At 59.0% G+C, this 18,213-nt stretch carries 12 protein-coding genes; 2 read left to right on the forward strand and 10 right to left on the reverse strand.

From position 1 onward, the window contains the following. Positions 1-32: 32 nt before the first annotated feature. Together E4P00_RS10975 and E4P00_RS10980 are read right to left on the reverse strand one after the other, a co-directional pair. On the reverse strand, positions 33-2,408 hold the full coding sequence (locus E4P00_RS10975) for an RND family transporter (protein WP_248131421.1): 2,376 nt from the start codon (positions 2,406-2,408) through the stop codon (positions 33-35). A 16-nt stretch (positions 2,409-2,424) separates the two neighbouring features. Continuing rightward, positions 2,425-3,465, reverse strand: coding sequence for a YCF48-related protein (locus E4P00_RS10980; protein ID WP_248131484.1), 1,041 nt, complete (start codon positions 3,463-3,465; stop codon positions 2,425-2,427). Between the two features lie 297 nt (positions 3,466-3,762). Between E4P00_RS10980 and E4P00_RS10985 the strand changes: the two genes are divergently transcribed. Then, positions 3,763-4,878 (forward strand): Gfo/Idh/MocA family oxidoreductase, encoded by a 1,116-nt coding sequence (locus tag E4P00_RS10985; RefSeq protein ID WP_248131423.1) that lies wholly within the window; start codon positions 3,763-3,765, stop codon positions 4,876-4,878. 379 nt (positions 4,879-5,257) lie between these two features. Next, a complete protein-coding gene (locus E4P00_RS10990; RefSeq protein WP_248131425.1) occupies positions 5,258-7,258 on the forward strand; it encodes a M10 family metallopeptidase C-terminal domain-containing protein in 2,001 nt (666 codons plus the stop codon). Positions 7,259-7,284: 26 nt separating this feature from the next. On the opposite strand, the gene E4P00_RS10995 is transcribed toward E4P00_RS10990, so the two are convergent. From E4P00_RS10995 to praA, 8 genes are all read right to left on the reverse strand, one after another. Beyond that, on the reverse strand, positions 7,285-8,988 hold the full coding sequence (locus E4P00_RS10995; RefSeq protein WP_248131428.1) for an AMP-binding protein: 1,704 nt from the start codon (positions 8,986-8,988) through the stop codon (positions 7,285-7,287). Between the two features lie 31 nt (positions 8,989-9,019). After that, entirely contained in the window at positions 9,020-10,318 is a 1,299-nt protein-coding gene (locus E4P00_RS11000) for an acetyl-CoA C-acetyltransferase (RefSeq protein ID WP_248131430.1), read from the reverse strand. Further along, positions 10,318-11,205 carry a MaoC/PaaZ C-terminal domain-containing protein gene (locus E4P00_RS11005; protein WP_248131432.1) on the reverse strand — a complete coding sequence of 296 codons (888 nt, stop codon included), beginning with the start codon at positions 11,203-11,205 and terminating at the stop codon, positions 10,318-10,320. The genes E4P00_RS11000 and E4P00_RS11005 overlap by 1 nt, the downstream gene beginning before the upstream one ends. Before the next feature lie 4 nt (positions 11,206-11,209). Then, a complete protein-coding gene (locus E4P00_RS11010) occupies positions 11,210-12,553 on the reverse strand; it encodes a 3-oxoacyl-ACP reductase (RefSeq protein ID WP_248131435.1) in 1,344 nt (447 codons plus the stop codon). A gap of 79 nt (positions 12,554-12,632) precedes the next feature. After that, positions 12,633-15,158, reverse strand: a complete 2,526-nt coding sequence (locus E4P00_RS11015) for an acyl-CoA dehydrogenase (protein ID WP_248131437.1) — start codon at positions 15,156-15,158, stop codon at positions 12,633-12,635. Positions 15,159-15,387: 229 nt separating this feature from the next. Next, entirely contained in the window at positions 15,388-16,839 is a 1,452-nt protein-coding gene (locus E4P00_RS11020) for an outer membrane protein transport protein (protein ID WP_248131439.1), read from the reverse strand. A gap of 120 nt (positions 16,840-16,959) precedes the next feature. Then, positions 16,960-17,463: an alkane oxidation protein activator PraB gene (praB, locus tag E4P00_RS11025; RefSeq protein ID WP_228308462.1), complete on the reverse strand. Its 504-nt coding sequence runs from the start codon at positions 17,461-17,463 to the stop codon at positions 16,960-16,962. 134 nt (positions 17,464-17,597) lie between these two features. Next, a complete protein-coding gene (gene praA, locus E4P00_RS11030) occupies positions 17,598-18,092 on the reverse strand; it encodes an alkane oxidation protein activator PraA (RefSeq protein WP_078821199.1) in 495 nt (164 codons plus the stop codon). Between the last annotated feature and the right edge of the window lie 121 nt (positions 18,093-18,213).

Genomic DNA, 18,213 nt, shown 5'->3' on the forward strand with positions numbered 1-18,213 from the left:
AAAACCGCACTACGTGCGGTTTTTTTCAGGGCTCAGTGGGCAAACAATGAATTGCCCTTCTGCCCCGCAAGCTTCTCGGGCTTGATCAGAAACCTTGCCAGTGCCGGCAACAGCCACAGCGCACCAAACATGTTCCACAGCAGCATGAAGGTCAGCATCAAGCCCATGTCGGCCTGGAACTTGATGGCCGAAAAGATCCAGGTACACACACCAATGGCCAGGCACAGACCGGTGAACAGCACAGCTTTACCGGTGGACTTCAATGTCTGGTAGTACGCCTCTTGCAGCGGCAAACCTGCACGCAGGAAACTTTCCAGACGGCTGTAGATGTAGATACCGTAGTCCACGCCAATCCCCACGCCCAGGGCCACCACCGGCAAGGTCGCGACCTTGACGCCAATACCCATGAACGCCATCAGCGCGTTACCCAGCACCGAGGTCAGCACCAGCGGCAGCACAATGCACAAAGTCGCCGCCCAGGACCGGAAGGTGATCATGCACATGGTCGCCACACACAGGTACACCAGGATCAGGATGATCAGTTCCGACTCCTTGATCACCTCGTTGGTGGCCGCTTCGATCCCTGCGTTACCGGCAGCGAGGATGAACTCCAGGCCGTCCTTGTTGTTTTCCTTGGCGAAGTCCTGCACAGCGTGCACCGCACGGTCGAGGGTTTCGGCCTTGTGATCGTTGAGGAACACCAGCACCGGCGCCAGGGAACAGTTGTTGTTGTACAGGCCATCGGCACGGGCGATGGAGTTGTTCAGCACATCGGGGTTGCGCGACAGGGTTTCCCATTTCAGGTTGCCCTCGTTCATGCCTTTGATCATTTGTTTGGATACGGTCACCAACGAGATCGCCGACTGCACCCCCTCGGTGTTCTGCATCTTCCACATCAACTGGTCGATGGGCGCCATGGCTTCATAGCGCGAGCAGCCTTCGGCACGGGTCTTGACCATCACTACCAGCACGTCGGAGCTGGTGGAGTAGTTGCTGATGATGAAGTTGTTATCTTTGTTGTAGCGCGAGTCCGGGCGCAGTTCCGGTGCGCCTTGGTCGAGGTCGCCGATCTTCAGGTTCTGGCTGTACCACAGGCCGCCGCCAAAGGCGACCAAGGCCAGGAAAATCGAGACCGGCGCGACTTTCGGGCTGGCGAATCCGGACAGCAGGCGCCAGAACGCATGTTCACGGTTCGCATCTTTCTTGCTTTTGGCGATGGCGCGTTTGCTGATGCCAACGTAGGAAATCGCCACCGGCAGCAGGATCAGGTTGGTGAACACGATCACCGCCACGCCGATCGATGCGCCGATGGCCAGTTCACGGATCACGCCGATATCAATGATCAGCAGGGTAATAAAGCCAACCGCATCCGCGAGAATCGCGATCATCCCCGGCAGGAACAGTTGCCGGAACGTGCGGCGCGCAGCCGTCAGGGCGTTGTCGGCCTCACCGGATTGCAGGGCGATGCCATTGATCTTCTGTACGCCGTGGGAAATACCGATGGCGAAGATCAGGAACGGTACCAGCATCGAGTAGGGATCCAGCCCGAAACCGGCGGCATGCATCAGGCCCAACTGCCATACCACCGCCACCAATGTGGTGCTCAACACCGCGATGGTGCTGCGCAGGCAGTTGGTGAACCACAGCAACAGGATCAGGGTGATGCCAAAGGCCACGCCAAAGAACAGCACCACCATGATCAGGCCGTCGATCAGGTCTCCGACTTTCTTGGCAAAGCCGACAATGTGGATTTTTACATTAGGGTTTTGCGCCTCGAACTTGTTGCGGATCTTGTCCTCAAGCTCGTGGGAAAACTTCTGGTAGTCCAGGGCCAGTAGCTTGCCCTGGTCCTGCGGGTCCGGGTAGGACTCCAGCAACGGGATATCGACAATGCTCGACTTGAAATCGTTAGCCACCAAACGCCCGACCTGGCCGGACTTGAGCACGTTGTTGCGCAGTTGGTCGAGGCTTTGCGGCGAGCCGTTGTAGCTCTGCGGGATCACTTCACCGCCGGCAAAGCCTTCTTCGGTCACTTCGGTCCAGCGCACGCTGGGGCTCCACAGCGACTTGAGGCCCGAACGATCGACGCCAGAGATGTAGAACACCTCGTCATTGATCTGACGCAGGGTCTCCATATAGTCCTTGGTGAAGATATCCCCATCCTTGGCCTCCACCGAAATGCGCACGGTGTTGCCCAGGTTGGCCAGGTCGTTGCGGTGCTCCATCATCTTTTCGATGAAGGGGTGCTTGAGGGGGATCATCTTTTCAAAGCTGGTAGACGGGCGAATCAACGTCGCCTGCCAGAACAGGAAAATACTCACCAGCAGGCAGATGACGATCACCGCCGGGCGATTGTTAAAAATCAGGCGCTCAAGAAAGGTCGCTTTATCGTTGTGATGACTGCTCATGCGTTCCCCGCCCTTCTTATTGTTTTACGAGTTCGGCGCCGGCGGGCGTGGCGACACGAACGCCACCCTGCCCCGCCAGAATCAAGTTGCCATTGCCTGCGGCTGTGACTGCCGAGAGTGAAATCCGGTCCGGGCGATTGAACACGCTGAACGTCTGGCCGTCGTCATGGCTGACCACCACGCTGCCACCGTTGCCGACGACGACGATGGCGCCATCATCAAGCAAGGTGGCGCCAGACAGGCCGAACTCAAGCGCACCGCGTGTGGCATTGAGTTCGACCTGTTCCCAGGTGCTGCCGAAATCCGTGGAGCGGTAGAGATTGCCGCGCAAGCCATAAGCCAGCAGGGTCTGCGGCTGCGCCGTACTGATCACGCCAAACAACGAGCCCTCGTAGGGGCCTTCGAGTTTCTCCCAGGTTTGGCCATCGTCGCTGGAGCGGAACATGCTGCCCTGTTCGCCGACGATAAACAGGCCGGCGTCCTTGATCCGGGCGATGGCGTTGAGGTGAAACTGGTCTTCGTTATCGAGGCGGTCACTGACGTCGGCCCAGGTGGTGCCGCCGTCGGTGGTTTCAATCAACGCACCGTAGGCGCCGACGGCCAGTCCGTGCTTGGCATCGTTGAACCACACATCGAGCAACGGCGCTTCACGCTTGAGGTCTTCATATTGCTGGGTCCAAGTGACGCCGCCATCGGAACTGGCAAGAATTTGCGCATCATGGCCGACGGCCCAGCCCTGTTGGTCATCGACGAAAAACACCGCCGTGAGCAGTTGCCGGGTGGGAACTTTGGCTTGGGTCCAGGTGTTGCCCTGGTCATCGGAATACAGGATATGCCCACGATCACCGACCGCCACCAGGCGCTTGCCGGCGTGAACCACATCGATCATCAAGCCTTTGGCGGCCTTGGGGGATTGAATCGCAAATACCGCGGCGGCGGAGGTATCGCTGGCGGCCAGCACGGGCGTAGACAACACCGCACCGGCAAGCAGCGAGAGCGCTGTGGCCAGCAACGCAACCCTGCGTGCGGCGCGTGGGCGGCAAACAACCCAACCCATGACAGGCTCACTCATAGACCTTTCTCCCATTTATTATTGTTAGGTCGGCTTATCTTCCAGGACGTTGAAACCTGCAATCTAGAGCGCCTGGAGTCAGCACGGGCCATCCTATCGGGCTTTGGAATCGTCTGACAATCGGCGCTACGTTATCTTTTGTTAACTGGCGGCGTTTGGCTACGGCTGAATAGGTTCATATCAACTGAAGTGATGAGTGAATTTTTATTCCAACTATTGATATTTGCGAATTTTTATTCCATTAATGCCATCCCTGAAAACAATAATCAAAGGACCACGGCTATGCGTGAACTCGGAATCGGCTTGATCGGCACAGGCTTCATGGGCCGTGCCCACGCGTTAGCGTTCAATAACGCGCGCACAGTGTTCGAGTTGCCGGTACAGCTAAAGCTTGCTGCCCTGGCCGATGCCGACACCGAGCGAGCCCAACGCTGCGCCACGGCCTGGGGGTTTGCCCAGGCCCATGGTGATTGGCAGGCGCTGATCGAGGACCCTAAGGTCGATGTCGTGGCCATCACCACCCCCAACCACCTGCACTACCCCATGGCCATGGCCGCGATTGCGGCGGGCAAAGCGGTGTACTGCGAGAAACCCCTGGCCATCAGCCTGGAGCAAGCCGATGCCATGCGCCGTGCAGCCAGCAACGCCGGGGTGGTGACGCGAGTGGGCTACAACTACCAGCACAACCCGATGATCGTGTTGGCGCGCCAGATGCTAGCCCGGGGTGAGCTGGGCCAGATCATCAGCTTCCAGGGTGAGTTCAGCGAAGACTTCATGGCCGATCCGGTCTCGCCGTGGTCGTGGCGCTGCGAAGTGGGACACGCCGGTGGTGCTCTGGCTGACCTGGGCAGCCATTTGCTGTCGATGGCGCGTTACCTTGTGGGCGATGTGATCAGTGTGTGTGCCGATACCCAGACCGTGCATGCTCAGCGCCCCGCTACCCAAGGCAGCACTGATTTGAAATCCATCGCCGTGGATGACCAGGTGCACGCCCTGCTGCGCTTCGCCAACGGTGCAGGCGGCACGGTGAGCAGCAGTTGGCTCAAGCACGGCTACAAAAACCACCTGTGCTTTGAAATAAGCGGGACCAAAGGCACCTTGGCGTTCGATCAGGAGCGCTTGAATGAACTGCGCCTGCACCGCGTCGGGCAGGACGGCTTTCAACGCGTGTTGGCAGGCCCTGCGCTGCCCGGCTATGCGGCGTTCAGCCCGGCGGCGGGGCATCAGTTGGGCTACAACGAGCTGAAGACGCTGGAGGTGCAGGAATTGATCATGGCGCTGGCGGGGCAAGGTGCGGATGGCACGGACTTTGAGGCTGCATGGGAGGTAGAGCGATTGGCGACAGCGATTCGCGTGGCAGCCCTCGAAGAACGTTGGGTCAAGGTCAGCGCGCTTTAATCAATCCCGGTGCAAATAATCAATCACGTCGCCCTGTCTACGGGCGACGTCACTCATTGTTGCATGTTCTTTGCGCGCACTCATTGCTTGTTTTCTAAATAACGAAAATATGAGAGCACGAGCCATTCAACGCTCATTCCATCTGACAAGATAACGCTCGCCCTTCGATTAACTATCTTGGCACCTCCCCCACAAAGTAATTATTCCGACAACACCTAGCACACTAGCAACATGATCACAGTTACCTAACAACACAATCACATATCGAAATACTGTACCCCTAGAGCAGCCTCCCAAAAGCGTCTAACTTACCCCCGCCTTCAACATCAATTGCAAGCATGGCCAGCAACTAATACCCACTTACTCAAGGGTCTCAATCATGTCGTCGATTCGCGCTTACTGCCCGCCCGCAAAATCGTTCTCTGTGACAACCGAAACTTCCAACTTATCCGCTAGCAACTCACTCTCTTCCGATCCTCCCAATGAAGTTGCTAAAAGTCTCACTCGCAGCAACTATAAAATACAAGATCGCAATGGTGACGGACAACTCACTGTGTCCTATGCATTTACCGAATTCAGCGAGACCAAAAAGAGAGCATTCAGGCAGGCACTTCGGTCTTGGGAAGATGTTATAAAAGTCAATTTTGTCGAAAATGGCAAAAATGCTGACACTCACCTGTCAGTTCGGGAAGTCTCAGGTGGGGGCGGTGACGCTACGTTGCCAAATGCTTACGGCGCTCAGGACGTAAATATCGGAAAAAATGAAGGGGCCGGGCTGCATGCGGCAATGGTCCACGAGATCGGGCACACCTTGGGACTTGAGCATCCGGATCTTGACCTGCCTCAAAGCAGCGACGTCTATAGCACTATGAGTTATAAATTCAGCTTGTTTCGCCCCAATGGAAATAATAAAAACTCGTTCGTATCGGACTCTTCCCAAACCCCGATGATGCACGATATTGCCGGCGCTCATCTGCAATACAAGGCCAACGACGAAACCCGTAAAGGCAATACGACCTACGGTTTCAACTCCAACACAGAGCGCGACCACTACACGTTGACCTCCCCCAACGACTTGCCGTTCTTTTGTATCTGGGATAACGGCGGCGAAGACACTCTGGATTTTTCCGGATTCAAAAAAGATCAAAGGATCAACTTGAACGCGGGAAAAATCTCAGATGTCGGCGGCCGTCAGGGTAATGTATCAATCGCCAAGGGCGTTGTTATTGAAAATGCCATTGGCGGCTCGGGGCACGACGTGCTGATCGGCAATGATGCCAACAACCGCATGAGGGGAGGTGCTGGCGGCGACACGCTGACCGGTGGAGGTGGCGCAGATACGTTTGTATATAACAGTGTCAGCGACTCACCTGGTGAAAACCCCGATACACTCACAGACTTCACAAGTGGCATCGACAAGATTGACCTGTCAACCATGTTGAAAGATGCGGGCATCCAGAAACCCAAGCTTGTTGACTGGCACACGGGGAAGAAAGGCGAACTGACGCTGGACTACGATGAGAGTATCAAGCGCTACAGGCTGATCATGAATGTAACTGGCGACCCCTATTCCATGCTGGTGATCCTGAGTGAAAAGCCCATAAAGCCCACAGATATTTTGACGAATGCCACCCCAGTGGTGCTACCTGAATCAAAACCTACACGCCCTTCCGTTCCCGCTCCGGTACCCACGACGCCACCCCCGGTTACGCCTCCACTTGCGCAATCCACAGCCGCCGACACTGTCTACGGCTTCAACTCCAACACGGGCAAGCCTGAAACCAGCCTTACGTCTCCCACCGACAGGCCCGGTTTCAGCGTGCACGACAAACAAGGCAATGACACGCTGGACTTCTCTGACTTCGCGCAAAACCAGCGAATCAACCTGACCCCGGATTCACGCTCCAGCGTGGGTGGTTTGACTAACAACGTGCACATCAGCGCCCAAACCCTTATCGAAAACGCGAAAGGCGGCACAGGCAACGATCGTATTACCGGAAACAGTGCGGACAACGTCCTGACTGGAGGTGGCGGAGCCGACATACTGACCGGCAACGGTGGCTCCAACACGTTTACTTATCATGCCGCCGGCGACTCCCCGCGCAACAACGCTGACTTGCTTATGGACTTCACCACAGGCCAAGACAAAATCGACTTGAGCAGCCTGAGCGAAAATTCGCAAGTCCAACTCAACTACGTCAGTCAGTACAGCGGACAACCGGGCGATACCATCCTGACATTCAACCCAAAAACCAATAGGTACTTCCTCGGTGTCGATTTGACGGGAAATGGCAAGACTGATTTCTTGATCAAAAGCATCCGACCGATCCACAGCCAGGATGTCATTGGTCTCAATTTCCCCGACGATGGTTACCTCTGACGATTGGCCAGCCCCGGTAAACCGAGTCAGCGCAATGCGCGCCGCAGTACCTTGCCAACCGTCGTCTTGGGCAGCTCGGTACTGCGGAACTCCACATACCGGGGCACCTTGTACCCCGTCAGGTATTCCCGGCAATGCGCAAGAATCTGCTCCTGGGTCAGGGCCGGATCCTTGCGCACCACGATGATCTTGACCTTCTCCCCACTCACGGCATCTTCCACACCGATCGCGGCCACTTCCGCGACACCCGGGTGCATCGCCACCACGTCCTCGATTTCATTGGGGTACACATTGAAACCCGAGACCAGGATCATGTCCTTCTTGCGGTCCACCAGGCGAATATAGCCGCGCGCGTCCATCACCCCGATATCGCCGGTGGACAGCCAACCGTCGGCATCCAATACCTCAGCGGTTTCCTTGGGCCGCTTCCAGTAGCCCTGCATCACTTGCGGGCCGCGTACTTGCAGCTCGCCTTGCTCGCCGATGTCAGCCAGCTCGCCGTCTTCGCGCATGAAACGCACCCAGGTCGACGGCAACGGCACGCCGATGCTGCCGGTAAATTCCATCTCGCGCATACGCGAAATATCGATAGGGCTGATGCTCACCACGGGCGAACACTCGGTCAGCCCGTAGCCTTCGATGATCGGCAGCCCGGTCACCTCCTTCCAGCGCTTGGCCACCGCGGTGTGGGTGGCCATACCGCCGGCGATCACCAGGCGCAGGTCGGAAAAATCCCGCGAGCAGAATTCCTTGTTCTCCAGCAAGCCATTAAACAGCGTGTTAACCCCGGCAATCCCGTTGAAGCGCTCTTTGCGCAGGATCATCTGCACCCGCTTCACGTCCCTCGGGTTGGCGATGAGGATATTGCGCCCGCCCAGGCACATGAACATCAGGCAATTCACGGTCAGCGAAAAGATGTGGTAAAGCGGCAGCAGGGTCACATTGGTTTCCTGCTTGTGCTGGTCCAGTTGGTCGCCGACCCAGGCCTTGGCTTGCAGCAGGTTGGCAATGATATTGCGATGGCTGAGCATCACGCCCTTGGCATCGCCGGTAGTGCCGCCGGTGTACTGCAGGAAGGCCAGTTCATCGCGATCCAATGCAACCGGCAAGTGGTGCAACCCCCTGCCCTGTTCAAGCACCTGCTTGAAGCGCAGCGCGCCGGGCAGCTTGAAAGCCGGCACCTGCTTCTGCACGCGGCGCAGGATAAAGTTCATCGCCGCGCCCTTGAAGGTCCCCAGCAAATCACCGATAGCCGCTAGCACCACGCGCTTGACGCTGCTGCCGGCCATGGCTTTTTCCAGGGTGTGGGCGAAGTTCTCGAAGATCACCACGGTTTCGGCGCCGCTGTCCTTAAGCAAGTGCTTGAGTTCATGGGCGGTGTACAACGGGTTGACGTTGACCACCACGGCACCGGCCAGGATCGTGCCCAACAGGCAGATCGGGTACTGCAAGCAGTTGGGCATCATCAGCGCCACGCGGTCGCCCTTCTTTACGCCCTGGCCCTGTAACCAAGCGGCAAAGGCGATGCCCTGAACCCGCCAGTCGGCGTAGGTCATTTCGGTGCCGATGCTGACGTAGGCCACCCGCTCGCTGAATTTTTCCAGATGCTCCAGGAACACTTCACGCAGCGACGGATACTCCTCGATCCCGGTCTCGATATCGGCTGGAACGCCGGGCAGGTAAGTGTTCAACCAGATACGTTCGGTGTGTTCCAGGCTGATAGCGTTCATGGCAGTGTCCTTATTGTTGTTTTTAAAAGCGTTACTTTTCGACGATGGCGGTAATGCCCAATCCACCCGCCGCACAGATCGAGATCAGGCCGCGGCCACCACCGCGTTCATGGATCGCCTTGGCCAGCGCCGCCAATTGCCGACCGCCAGTGGCCGCGAACGGATGGCCGCAGCCCAGTGAGCCACCGTTGACGTTCATCTTGCTGCGCTCGATGGTGCCCAGGGGCGTCTCAAGGCCGAGCCGCTCGCGGCAATATTCAGGGTCTTCCCACGCTTTGAGCGTACACAGCACCTGGGCGGCAAACGCTTCGTGTATCTCGAATAAATCAAAGTCGGCAAAACTCAAGCCTTCCCGTTGCAACATGCGCGGCACGGCGTAGGCCGGTGCCATCAGCAGGCCCTCGGTGCCGTCGACAAAATTTACCGCCGCCGTCTCACCCGTGCGCAAGTAGGCCAGCACCGGCCAGCTATTGGCGGTGGCCCATTCTTCACTGGCAAGCAGCACCACCGAAGCGCCATCGGTCAAGGGCGTGGAGTTGCCGGCAGTGAGGGTGCCGTTCTGGCGGTCGAATACCGGCGACAGGCCCGCCAGTTTCTCCAGGCTGATATCGGAACGCAGGTTATTGTCGCGGGCCAGGCCGCGATGGGGGCTGATCAGGTCGTCGAAAAAACCGCGGTTGTAGGCCGCGTCCAATCGTTGGTGGCTGGTAAGGGTCAACTCGTCCTGGGCCAGGCGCTTGATCTGCCAGCGCTTGGCCATTTCTTCGCAGTGCTCGCCCATGGACAGCCCCGTACGCGGCTCGCCATTGCGCGGCAGCAGCGGCTTGAACAACATCGACGGGCGCACGTTGAGGAGTTGCTTGAGCTTGTCGCCCATGCCCTTGGCGCGATTGGCCGCAAGCAAGGTATGGCGCAAGGATTCGTTGATGCCGATAGGCGCGTCGGAGGTGGTGTCGGCGCCACCGGCAATGCCGACTTCGATCTGGCCCAGAGCGATTTTATTCGCCACCAGCAGCGCAGCTTCAAGCCCGGTGCCGCAGGCTTGCTGCACATCATAGGCCGGAGTTTGCGGCGACAGTGTGGTGGACAACAGCGCTTCACGGGCCAGGTTGAAATCCCGCGAATGCTTGATCACTGCCCCGGCGGCAAATTCGCCCAGGCGTTGGCCATGCAGGTTGTAACGGTCGACCAGGCCCTGGAGAGCGGCGACCAGCAGATCCTGGTTGCTGTCATGGGCATACACCGTGTTGGAGCGAGCAAACGGAATGCGATTGCCGCCGATAATCGCCACGCGGCGAGTTGGCGCCGGGTTGAAGCTGTAGTCACTCATCACGGGTTCTCTTTCCAAATAAACAGCCCGCGCATATGGGGTTTGTCCCCGGCGAAATTGCGCACTTCGAACTCACGGCGTGGGCCGGTCACCGGGTGGCTCCACAGGGCGACCTGGCCAGGCAGGAAAATCGGCAACTTGAAATCGCAATGCGCTTGCGCCTGCTCCAGGCCACCGGGCGGTTGTTGCGCCGCCAATGCACGGCCCAGCGTCCACATGCCATGGGCGATGGCACGGCGAAAACCAAAAAGCCTGGCCCCAATCACCGAGGTGTGAATCGGATTGAAATCCCCCGAGACCTTGGCAAAGCGTCGCCCCAGGTCGGCGGGAAGCACCCAGCGCTGGGTGCGCAACAAGCCTTCCTCCTGCAATGGCAATGGGTCATTCCATGGCTCACCCACGGGGTTGTTGACGTTACGGCGCAGGTACAGGCTGTCGCTTTCCCACACCAGCGCGCCCGCACTGAAGGCTCGGGTGGCGATACTCAATGCCTGCCCCTTCGGATGGGCGACCCAGCGCTCGCAGTACACCTCCACGCGCAACGCCTGGCCCTGGTGCAGGCGCTGGTGCTGACGAATACGATTGGCCAGATGCACCATGCCGCTGGCCGGGTACGGAAAGCTTGGCCGGGTCAGCAGCATCAAGTGCAAGGGGAAGGCCAATACATGGGGGTAGGACAGCGGCACGCCCTGTTCGGGACGAAAGCCACAGGCCCGTGCGTAAGCGGCGATACCTGCGGGGGAAAGCGCCACCGCAGCGCGCACCAGACACGCCGTGGGTAACAGCGGCGCACCGTCGAGCTTGGGCTTGCGCATAGCGCGCATACCGTCGAGCAGCAACTGCGTGCGCGACGGCGGCGGGTCGATAATCTGCGTCACATAGTCCATCGCTTCAGGCTCCCAACAGGCTTTGGCCACACACCCGCACGACCTGGCCATTCACTCCGCCCGACGCAGGATGAGCGAGCCAGGCGATAGTCTCGGCCACATCAATGGGCTGCCCGCCCTGAGACAATGAATTCATGCGCCGCCCGGCCTCACGGATCATCAACGGGATCTTCGCGGTCATCTGGGTTTCGATAAAACCGGGCGCCACCGCATTCACTGTGACCTGCCGGGCCGCCGCACGCGGTGCCAGACCTTGCACCAGACCAATCACGCCCGCCTTGGAGGTGGCGTAGTTGCTTTGCCCCAGGTTGCCGGCAATCCCTGAGATCGACGACACGCAGATGATGCGCCCACCTGCGTTGATGCCCTGGTTGTCGAGCAAGGCTTCACTGAGCTGCAACGGTGCCTGCAGGTTGACCGCCATCACGCTGCGCCAGGCGGCTTCGGTCATCTTGGCGATGGTCTTGTCACGGGTGATCCCGGCGTTGTGCACCACCACATCAAAGCCACCGTATTGGCTGACATGGGCTTGCAACAGCGCGGCGGTGTCGGCGGCGGTGATGTCCAGGGGCAAGGCCGACCCGCCGACGCTGGCGGCGGCCTGTTGCAAGGCTTGCTGGGCCTGGGGCACGTCCACGCACACCACATGGGCGCCGTCACGCGCCAGCACCTGGGCGATGGCCAGGCCGATGCCTCGGGAAGCACCGGTGACCAAGGCACGGCGACCGGCGAAGGGTTTGTCCCAATTGACGGTGGTGTTGCCATCCACAGGTCTTTCCAGGCGCACCACCTGCCCCGAGACATAGGCAGAGCGGCGTGACAGGAAGAAGCGCAAACTGCTGTCCAACGCCTCCTCGGCACCCGGCGCCACATACAACAATTGCACGGTGATCGCCCGACGCAGCTCCTTGGCCAGCGAGCGCACCAAACCCTCGAGGGCGCGCTGGGCGATGGCTTGGGGCAAGTCCTTGCAGTGTTCCGGCGCGGTGCCGAGCACCACCACTCGGCCATGTTGGCCTAGGCGTTTGGCATTGGCGTGGAAGAACAGGTAGAGCTCGTCCAACTGTTGCAGATCGACCACGCCACTGGCATCAAACACTGAGCCTTGCACCTTGACCGTGGATGGCGCCTTGAGGGTTGCCGCTGTGGCGGCGACGGTGTCGGTGGCGCTGAAGATACGCAGCACCGACGCCGCCAGGCGCCCTGCCCCGGCGATGATCACCGGGTTGGCCAGCCCGGCCTGGCCGCTGCGATGACGCTGCAGCGGCAAGGGTTGCGGCAAGCCAATAGCCTGGGCCAGGCGACGGCCCCAGGGGGAGTTGACGAATGAAAGGTAGTTGTCACTCATGGTAAGCACTCACTCACGCCACACATTTGCCTTGTAAACCCAATCAAATGTGGGAGGGGGCAAGCCCCCTCCCACACTGTCAATTCACCGGGGCGTTTTCGCTTTGGCTGCTGCGCCGTTTGGCGGCCGGTTCGAGCGCCTGCTTGCGCTGCTGCAACGCCTCCAGCAAACCAAAATCCTGGGGGAAGTCATCCACCTGGATACCGTGATCGGCGTATTCCACATAGCGGCCCAGCAAGGCGTCCTCGTCGTCGCTGATCAAGTCCAGCGCCCGCGCCTTGACGCGCCATTCGGTAAAGGCCGTGGCCGAAATCGGCAGCGGGCCAAGCAAACCTTGCTTGATGGCGGGTTTAAGCCGAGCCTCGATCGACTCCACCTGTGGCAGTAAACGAAAGCCCAATTCGCCGTAGGCCAGCTTGTCGATTTCCGGGCGCGGGATGTAGGAATTGGCCAGCAAGCGGTCGCGGGTTTCCCCAGGGGTTTGCACCACATCGGCCACTTGCGCCAACAGACGATCCGACGGTTTGTGCAGGGGAATGCCAAACGGAAAACTCAACGCGCGCACCACCGTCGCCGCTGGTTTCGACGGGTAGTTGTCGAGCACTTCGGCCAAGGCTTCATGGGCGCGCAGCAACGCGTCCTGCGCCGCCCAATGCACCAGCGGCAGATCTGCCTGGGGCCGGCCGTCGTCCTCGAAACGCTTGAGCACGCACGACAGGATGTACAGCTGCGACAGAATATCCCCCAAACGCCCGGTGATACTTTCCTTGCGCTTGAGGGCCCCCCCGAGCACGCCCATGGAAATGTCCGAGATCAATGCCAACACCACCGACAGCCGATTGGCCTGACGGTAGTAGGACGCCAGCGCCGGGTCGGTCTTGGCTGGCGCGGCGAGCAGGCGCCCGCCGGTCAGGGAATGCACCGCTGCGCGGACGGTGTTGGCCAGCACAAAACTCACATGGCCGAACATCGCGCTGTCGAAGTCTTCCAGCGCCTTGCGCCGGTCCGGGTTGCGCGCCGCTTCCATTTCGCGCAACACATAGGGGTGGCAACGAATCAGGCCCTGGCCAAAGATGATCAGGCAGCGGGTCATGATGTTGGCGCCTTCCACCGTAATGGCGATGGGGCTTTGCTGATAGGCACGGGCGAGGAAGTTATTGGGCCCCATGCAGATGCCCTTGCCGGCGACAATGTCCATGCCGTCGTTGACGATGATGCGCGCGCGCTCAGTGACGTGGTATTTGGCAATGGCTGAGATCACTGAAGGTTTCTCACCGGCATCCAGGGACGCTACCGACACCTTGCGCACCGCATCGCAGGCATACAGGTGCCCGGCCATGCGCGCCAACGGAGCCTGCACCCCTTCGAACTTGCCGATGGGCAAGCCGAACTGCTTGCGCATCGCCGCATAGGCTGTAGTGCCGCGCACGGCGACCTTGCCCAGGCCAACGTTAGCCGAAGGCAGGGAAATAGCCCGGCCCGCGGCCAGGCACTCCATCAACATGCGCCAGCCGTTACCGACTTGTTCACGGCCGCCAATCACCCACTCCAGTGGAATGAATACGTCCTTGCCGGTGGTAGGACCGTTCTGGAACACCGCATTCAGCGGCCAGTGACGACGACCGCTGTTCACCCCTGGATGAGAAGTCGGGATCAGCGCACAGGTAATACCCAGGGAACCGGCCGCGCCAAGCAGGCCGTCCGGGTCTTCGGCGCGAAATGCCAGGCCCAGTACCGTGGCAATCGGGCCAAGGGTGATGTAACGCTTGTCCCAGGTCACTTTGAAACCCAGCACTTCTTCGCCTTCGTGCAGACCTTTGCAGACAATGCCCAGGTCCGGGATCGCACCCGCGTCAGAGCCGGCATACGGGCTGGTCAAGGCAAAACACGGGATGTCTTCGCCCCGCGCCAGGCGCGGCAGGTAGTAATTGCGCTGGGCGTCGGTGCCGTAATGCAGCAGCAATTCGGCCGGGCCCAGGGAGTTGGGCACCATCACCGAAATCGCCGCCGCCGAGCAGCGAGTCGACAGCTTCATCACCACCTGGGAGTGGGCGTAGTGGGAGAAGCCTTTGCCTCCGTACTGCTTGGGAATAATCATGCCGAGGAACCCGGCGTCCTTGGTGTATCGCCAGCCTTCGGGGGACATGTCCTGCCAGACTTGGGTGGTTTCCCAGTCGTTGGCAATGTCGCACAGGGTTTCGACCTCATTGTCGAGAAAGGCTTGCTCCTCCGCACTCAGGCTGGCCGGCGCGGCTTGCAACAGGCGCTGCCAGTTGGGCTTGCCGCTGAACAGCTCGGCATCCCACCACACAGTGCCGGACTCGATGGCCGCACGCTCGGTGTCGGACATCGCCGGCATGATCGTGCGAAACTGGCCTAGGGCCTTGCTGGTCAACAGCGTGCGGCGCAGGGGTTTGAGCGCCAGCACCAGGGCCGGCAACACCACCAGTACCGCCGCGACGGCGGTGCCCAGGCCGGCCACGACGTTGAACAGGTAACCCGCTGCCAGCCAAACCAGGCCAGTGACCAGCCACAGGGTAGCGGCGGCTTGTCGATACGCCAGGGCAATCGCTGCTGCGAAACCCACCAATAACCAGATAAGCATAGGGATACCTCTACTTGATTCGAGATGTGGCCAAAGCACAGGCAGGTCGAGCTGCGCGGCGGCGTAAAACCACACTACAAACTTGAAAGACCAAATTCAAATTTTGTTTTGAAATTTTTATTTAGTCATTGAGCGCAATAATTTGAGGCCGAACGAAGGCCTCAAAACAGTTATCAAAATCGTTGAGCAGCGAGCACCAGATACTCTGGTACTCGCTGTCAGGATGGGCTCAGAACTTGTACGTGGCTGACAGGCTGACAATATCGCCTGAGGACTCGGCCTTGCCGTCAAGCCTGCCACCGCCCAGTCGGTCTACGTTCTGGGTCTTGATGTTGACCTTCTCGACAAATTGATGCGAGTACGCGGCGTCCAGAGTCAAGCCAGGAACGGCTTTGATATCGTAGCCCGCACCCACAGAGAGAAAATAACGGTCACCGTCAGGAATACGCGGATCGCGCGTCGAATTGCGGGTTGGCGTTTGGTCATAGGCCACACCAGCGCGCAAGGTCAGCTCGTCCGTTGCCTTGAAATCTCCCCCCACCGAGTACATCCACGCATCTTTGTAGTTATAGGGAATGGCGACGATAGTCGAACCCTGAGACTTGAGCGTGAGGTCCTTGAAGGACGACCACTGGGTCCACATGGCGCTGACACCCAAGGTCCAGCGGTCGTTGAACTGGTGCACCCAGTCGAGCGCCGCGGTGGCTGGAATATCCAACTGAGTACTGGCATGGGCGCCACCGGGGTACAGCGTCAGGCCCGGATAAGCCGTTTCGACCAGCGTCTTGCCGTTACCGAAGATCGTATCGTCAGTCATCAGGCCATTGTTCAAGGCATCAGCCCGGACGCTGTATTTACCTGTCAGCTTGTTTTTGATTTTGGCGTGATAGTTAAGGCCCAGCGAGTCTCGATCAGTCGGCTTCCAGACAACACCGGTAAACCAGCCAGTGGAGATGTTATCGACCTTCACCCGCATCAGCGCGGTGCCGACGCCCGCCGGAAATGCCCCGTTACCCAAGCCTGGTGAGACTGACGCGGCCGAAAACAGGTCAACATTCTGGCTGACGAAGCCTTGACTGCGCTGAACGATAAGGCCCCCCCCGATGGAGAAGTCGTCACGCACCTTGAAGGATAAGGAGCCCGTCAGACCGACGGTCTCGATTTTGGTGTCCACGGCGAAGTCGCGAAACTTGGAGTTTTCATTCCAGGTGGTGCGCATACCTTGCGGCACGACCTGACTGAGGCCGAATGCAAAGCGGTCACCGATTGGAATAACGAGGAAGCCGGTAGGCAACCAGGCGGTGAAACCACCCTGGCCGCCATCGTTGTTATTGAGTGTTGCAGTGCTGGGGTCAAAGCTGCCATCAGGCATTACTGCCGTATTACTGACCGGGTTACCGGTGTAATCATAGGCTTGGCCGCTGTATTTGATTTTGACCCGGGCATAGTCAACGGTCTGTTGAACCACGGACTGGTCGACGAACGCCATGGCCGCCGGGTTGTTGTAGGCAGAACTTGGATCATTCTTGAACAGAGAGCCGCCGCCGAATGCCCGGCCCCAGCCTGGAGCACCATAAGTCGGCGTGGAGAAACCACCCGCCTGCGCGGGCGCAGTCGTCATCAAGCCTCCCAATATTGCCAGCCCCAGCAGTGTTTGAGCCTGTTGTTTCTTACTGATCATGCGGCACTCCTTATTATTATGCGCTCCCGGCATGGCCGGCTTTCCACGTCAGCCGGCACCTCTGGCGAGGTACCGGCCTTTCAGCGGGTGATCAACCCTTTATCCAGCAACAAGCAGCCGTTATGGATTGACGGTCAGGCCAGCAGCAGTGGTGGTCAGCGAGACCACGTTGCAGCCACCGCTCAGAGCCTGGTTGGCAGCCGTAAGCGTGTGAGTCGCAGCATTCCAGGCCACGCTGATAGTGGATGGACCGCAGTCGGTACCTGGGATTACGATGGTCTTTTTAATGGTGTAACCAACGTTCTCTACTTGGCCGGTAGTGCCCGACAAGGCCGTCAGCTTCCAGCCTGGCGACGGGATGCTTTTCAAGGTGGGCAATGCACACAGGCCACCGCCGGTCAGCGAGGCATTGTTGATAGTTGCAACGCCGCCGCTGACATTGCCGCTGAAGGTAATGCCACAGGTCACAGATCCCCCGAACGACGACGGTGACTGCACCACGATGGAGCCTGCGGTCGTGGTGAAAGGGCCTTCCGGGCTGATTGAAGCCGCATTGGCCATCGAAGCAGCACCCATGCAAACAGCCAGGGCAGTCAACGACACGAGAGTTTTCAAGCTTTTCATTGTTTTTCCTCACATGTTATGGCGATTCATTTCGCCAGGGGTAATGGCCATGATCGAGAGGTCACGGTGAAACTGCAGAACTTCCCTTTCCAGCCAAATTTCAATGCATTTACCGCTGCAACAGTTGGAACGGTTTATTCGACCACTTTGAAGTTGGGCGGCATCTTGATGGATACCGTGTTGATCTTGCAGTCTTCGCCAATAGCAACATTGGCGGCTTCCAACTTGCCGGTGGCGTTATCCCAAGTACCGTCGGCGGTTGAAGGGCCGCACTTGCCGCCCAGGCCAAAGGCGTGCACATCGACGCTGATCCTGGACATCGAGCCACTCTTTGTATCTTTGGCGACCAGCACCCAGGGCAAATTGATCGCTTCGACACGGCTGCATTTGAGGCCACCGTCAAACTCGACTTTATCGACATTCACCGATGAGCCATCGGCCGCGACCTTGCCGGCCACCTTGATCGTGCAGTCGGCGCTGATCAGCTTGCCTTTGGAAAAGCTGATGGGCCCTTGAGCCGTGAAGGCACTGCCAGCAGGTTCGATACGGGCAGCCTGGGCCTGGTGATAAACAATCAGGCCCATCGCTGCCAGCAGGATATGGGCGGTGAACTTGGCAGAACTTTGCATGGTGTACGTCCTTCCCTTGAAATTATTTTTGTAGGGTCAAACCACGTTCTTGCACCTGATACTGGGGGCGACAAGGACCTGCGCGATACACAGATCCCGAGTACGCCCGTACTGCTTACTT

Source organism: Pseudomonas sp. B329, assembly GCF_023127835.1.
In the GTDB taxonomy this organism is placed as follows: Bacteria; Pseudomonadota; Gammaproteobacteria; order Pseudomonadales; family Pseudomonadaceae; genus Aquipseudomonas; species Aquipseudomonas synxantha_A.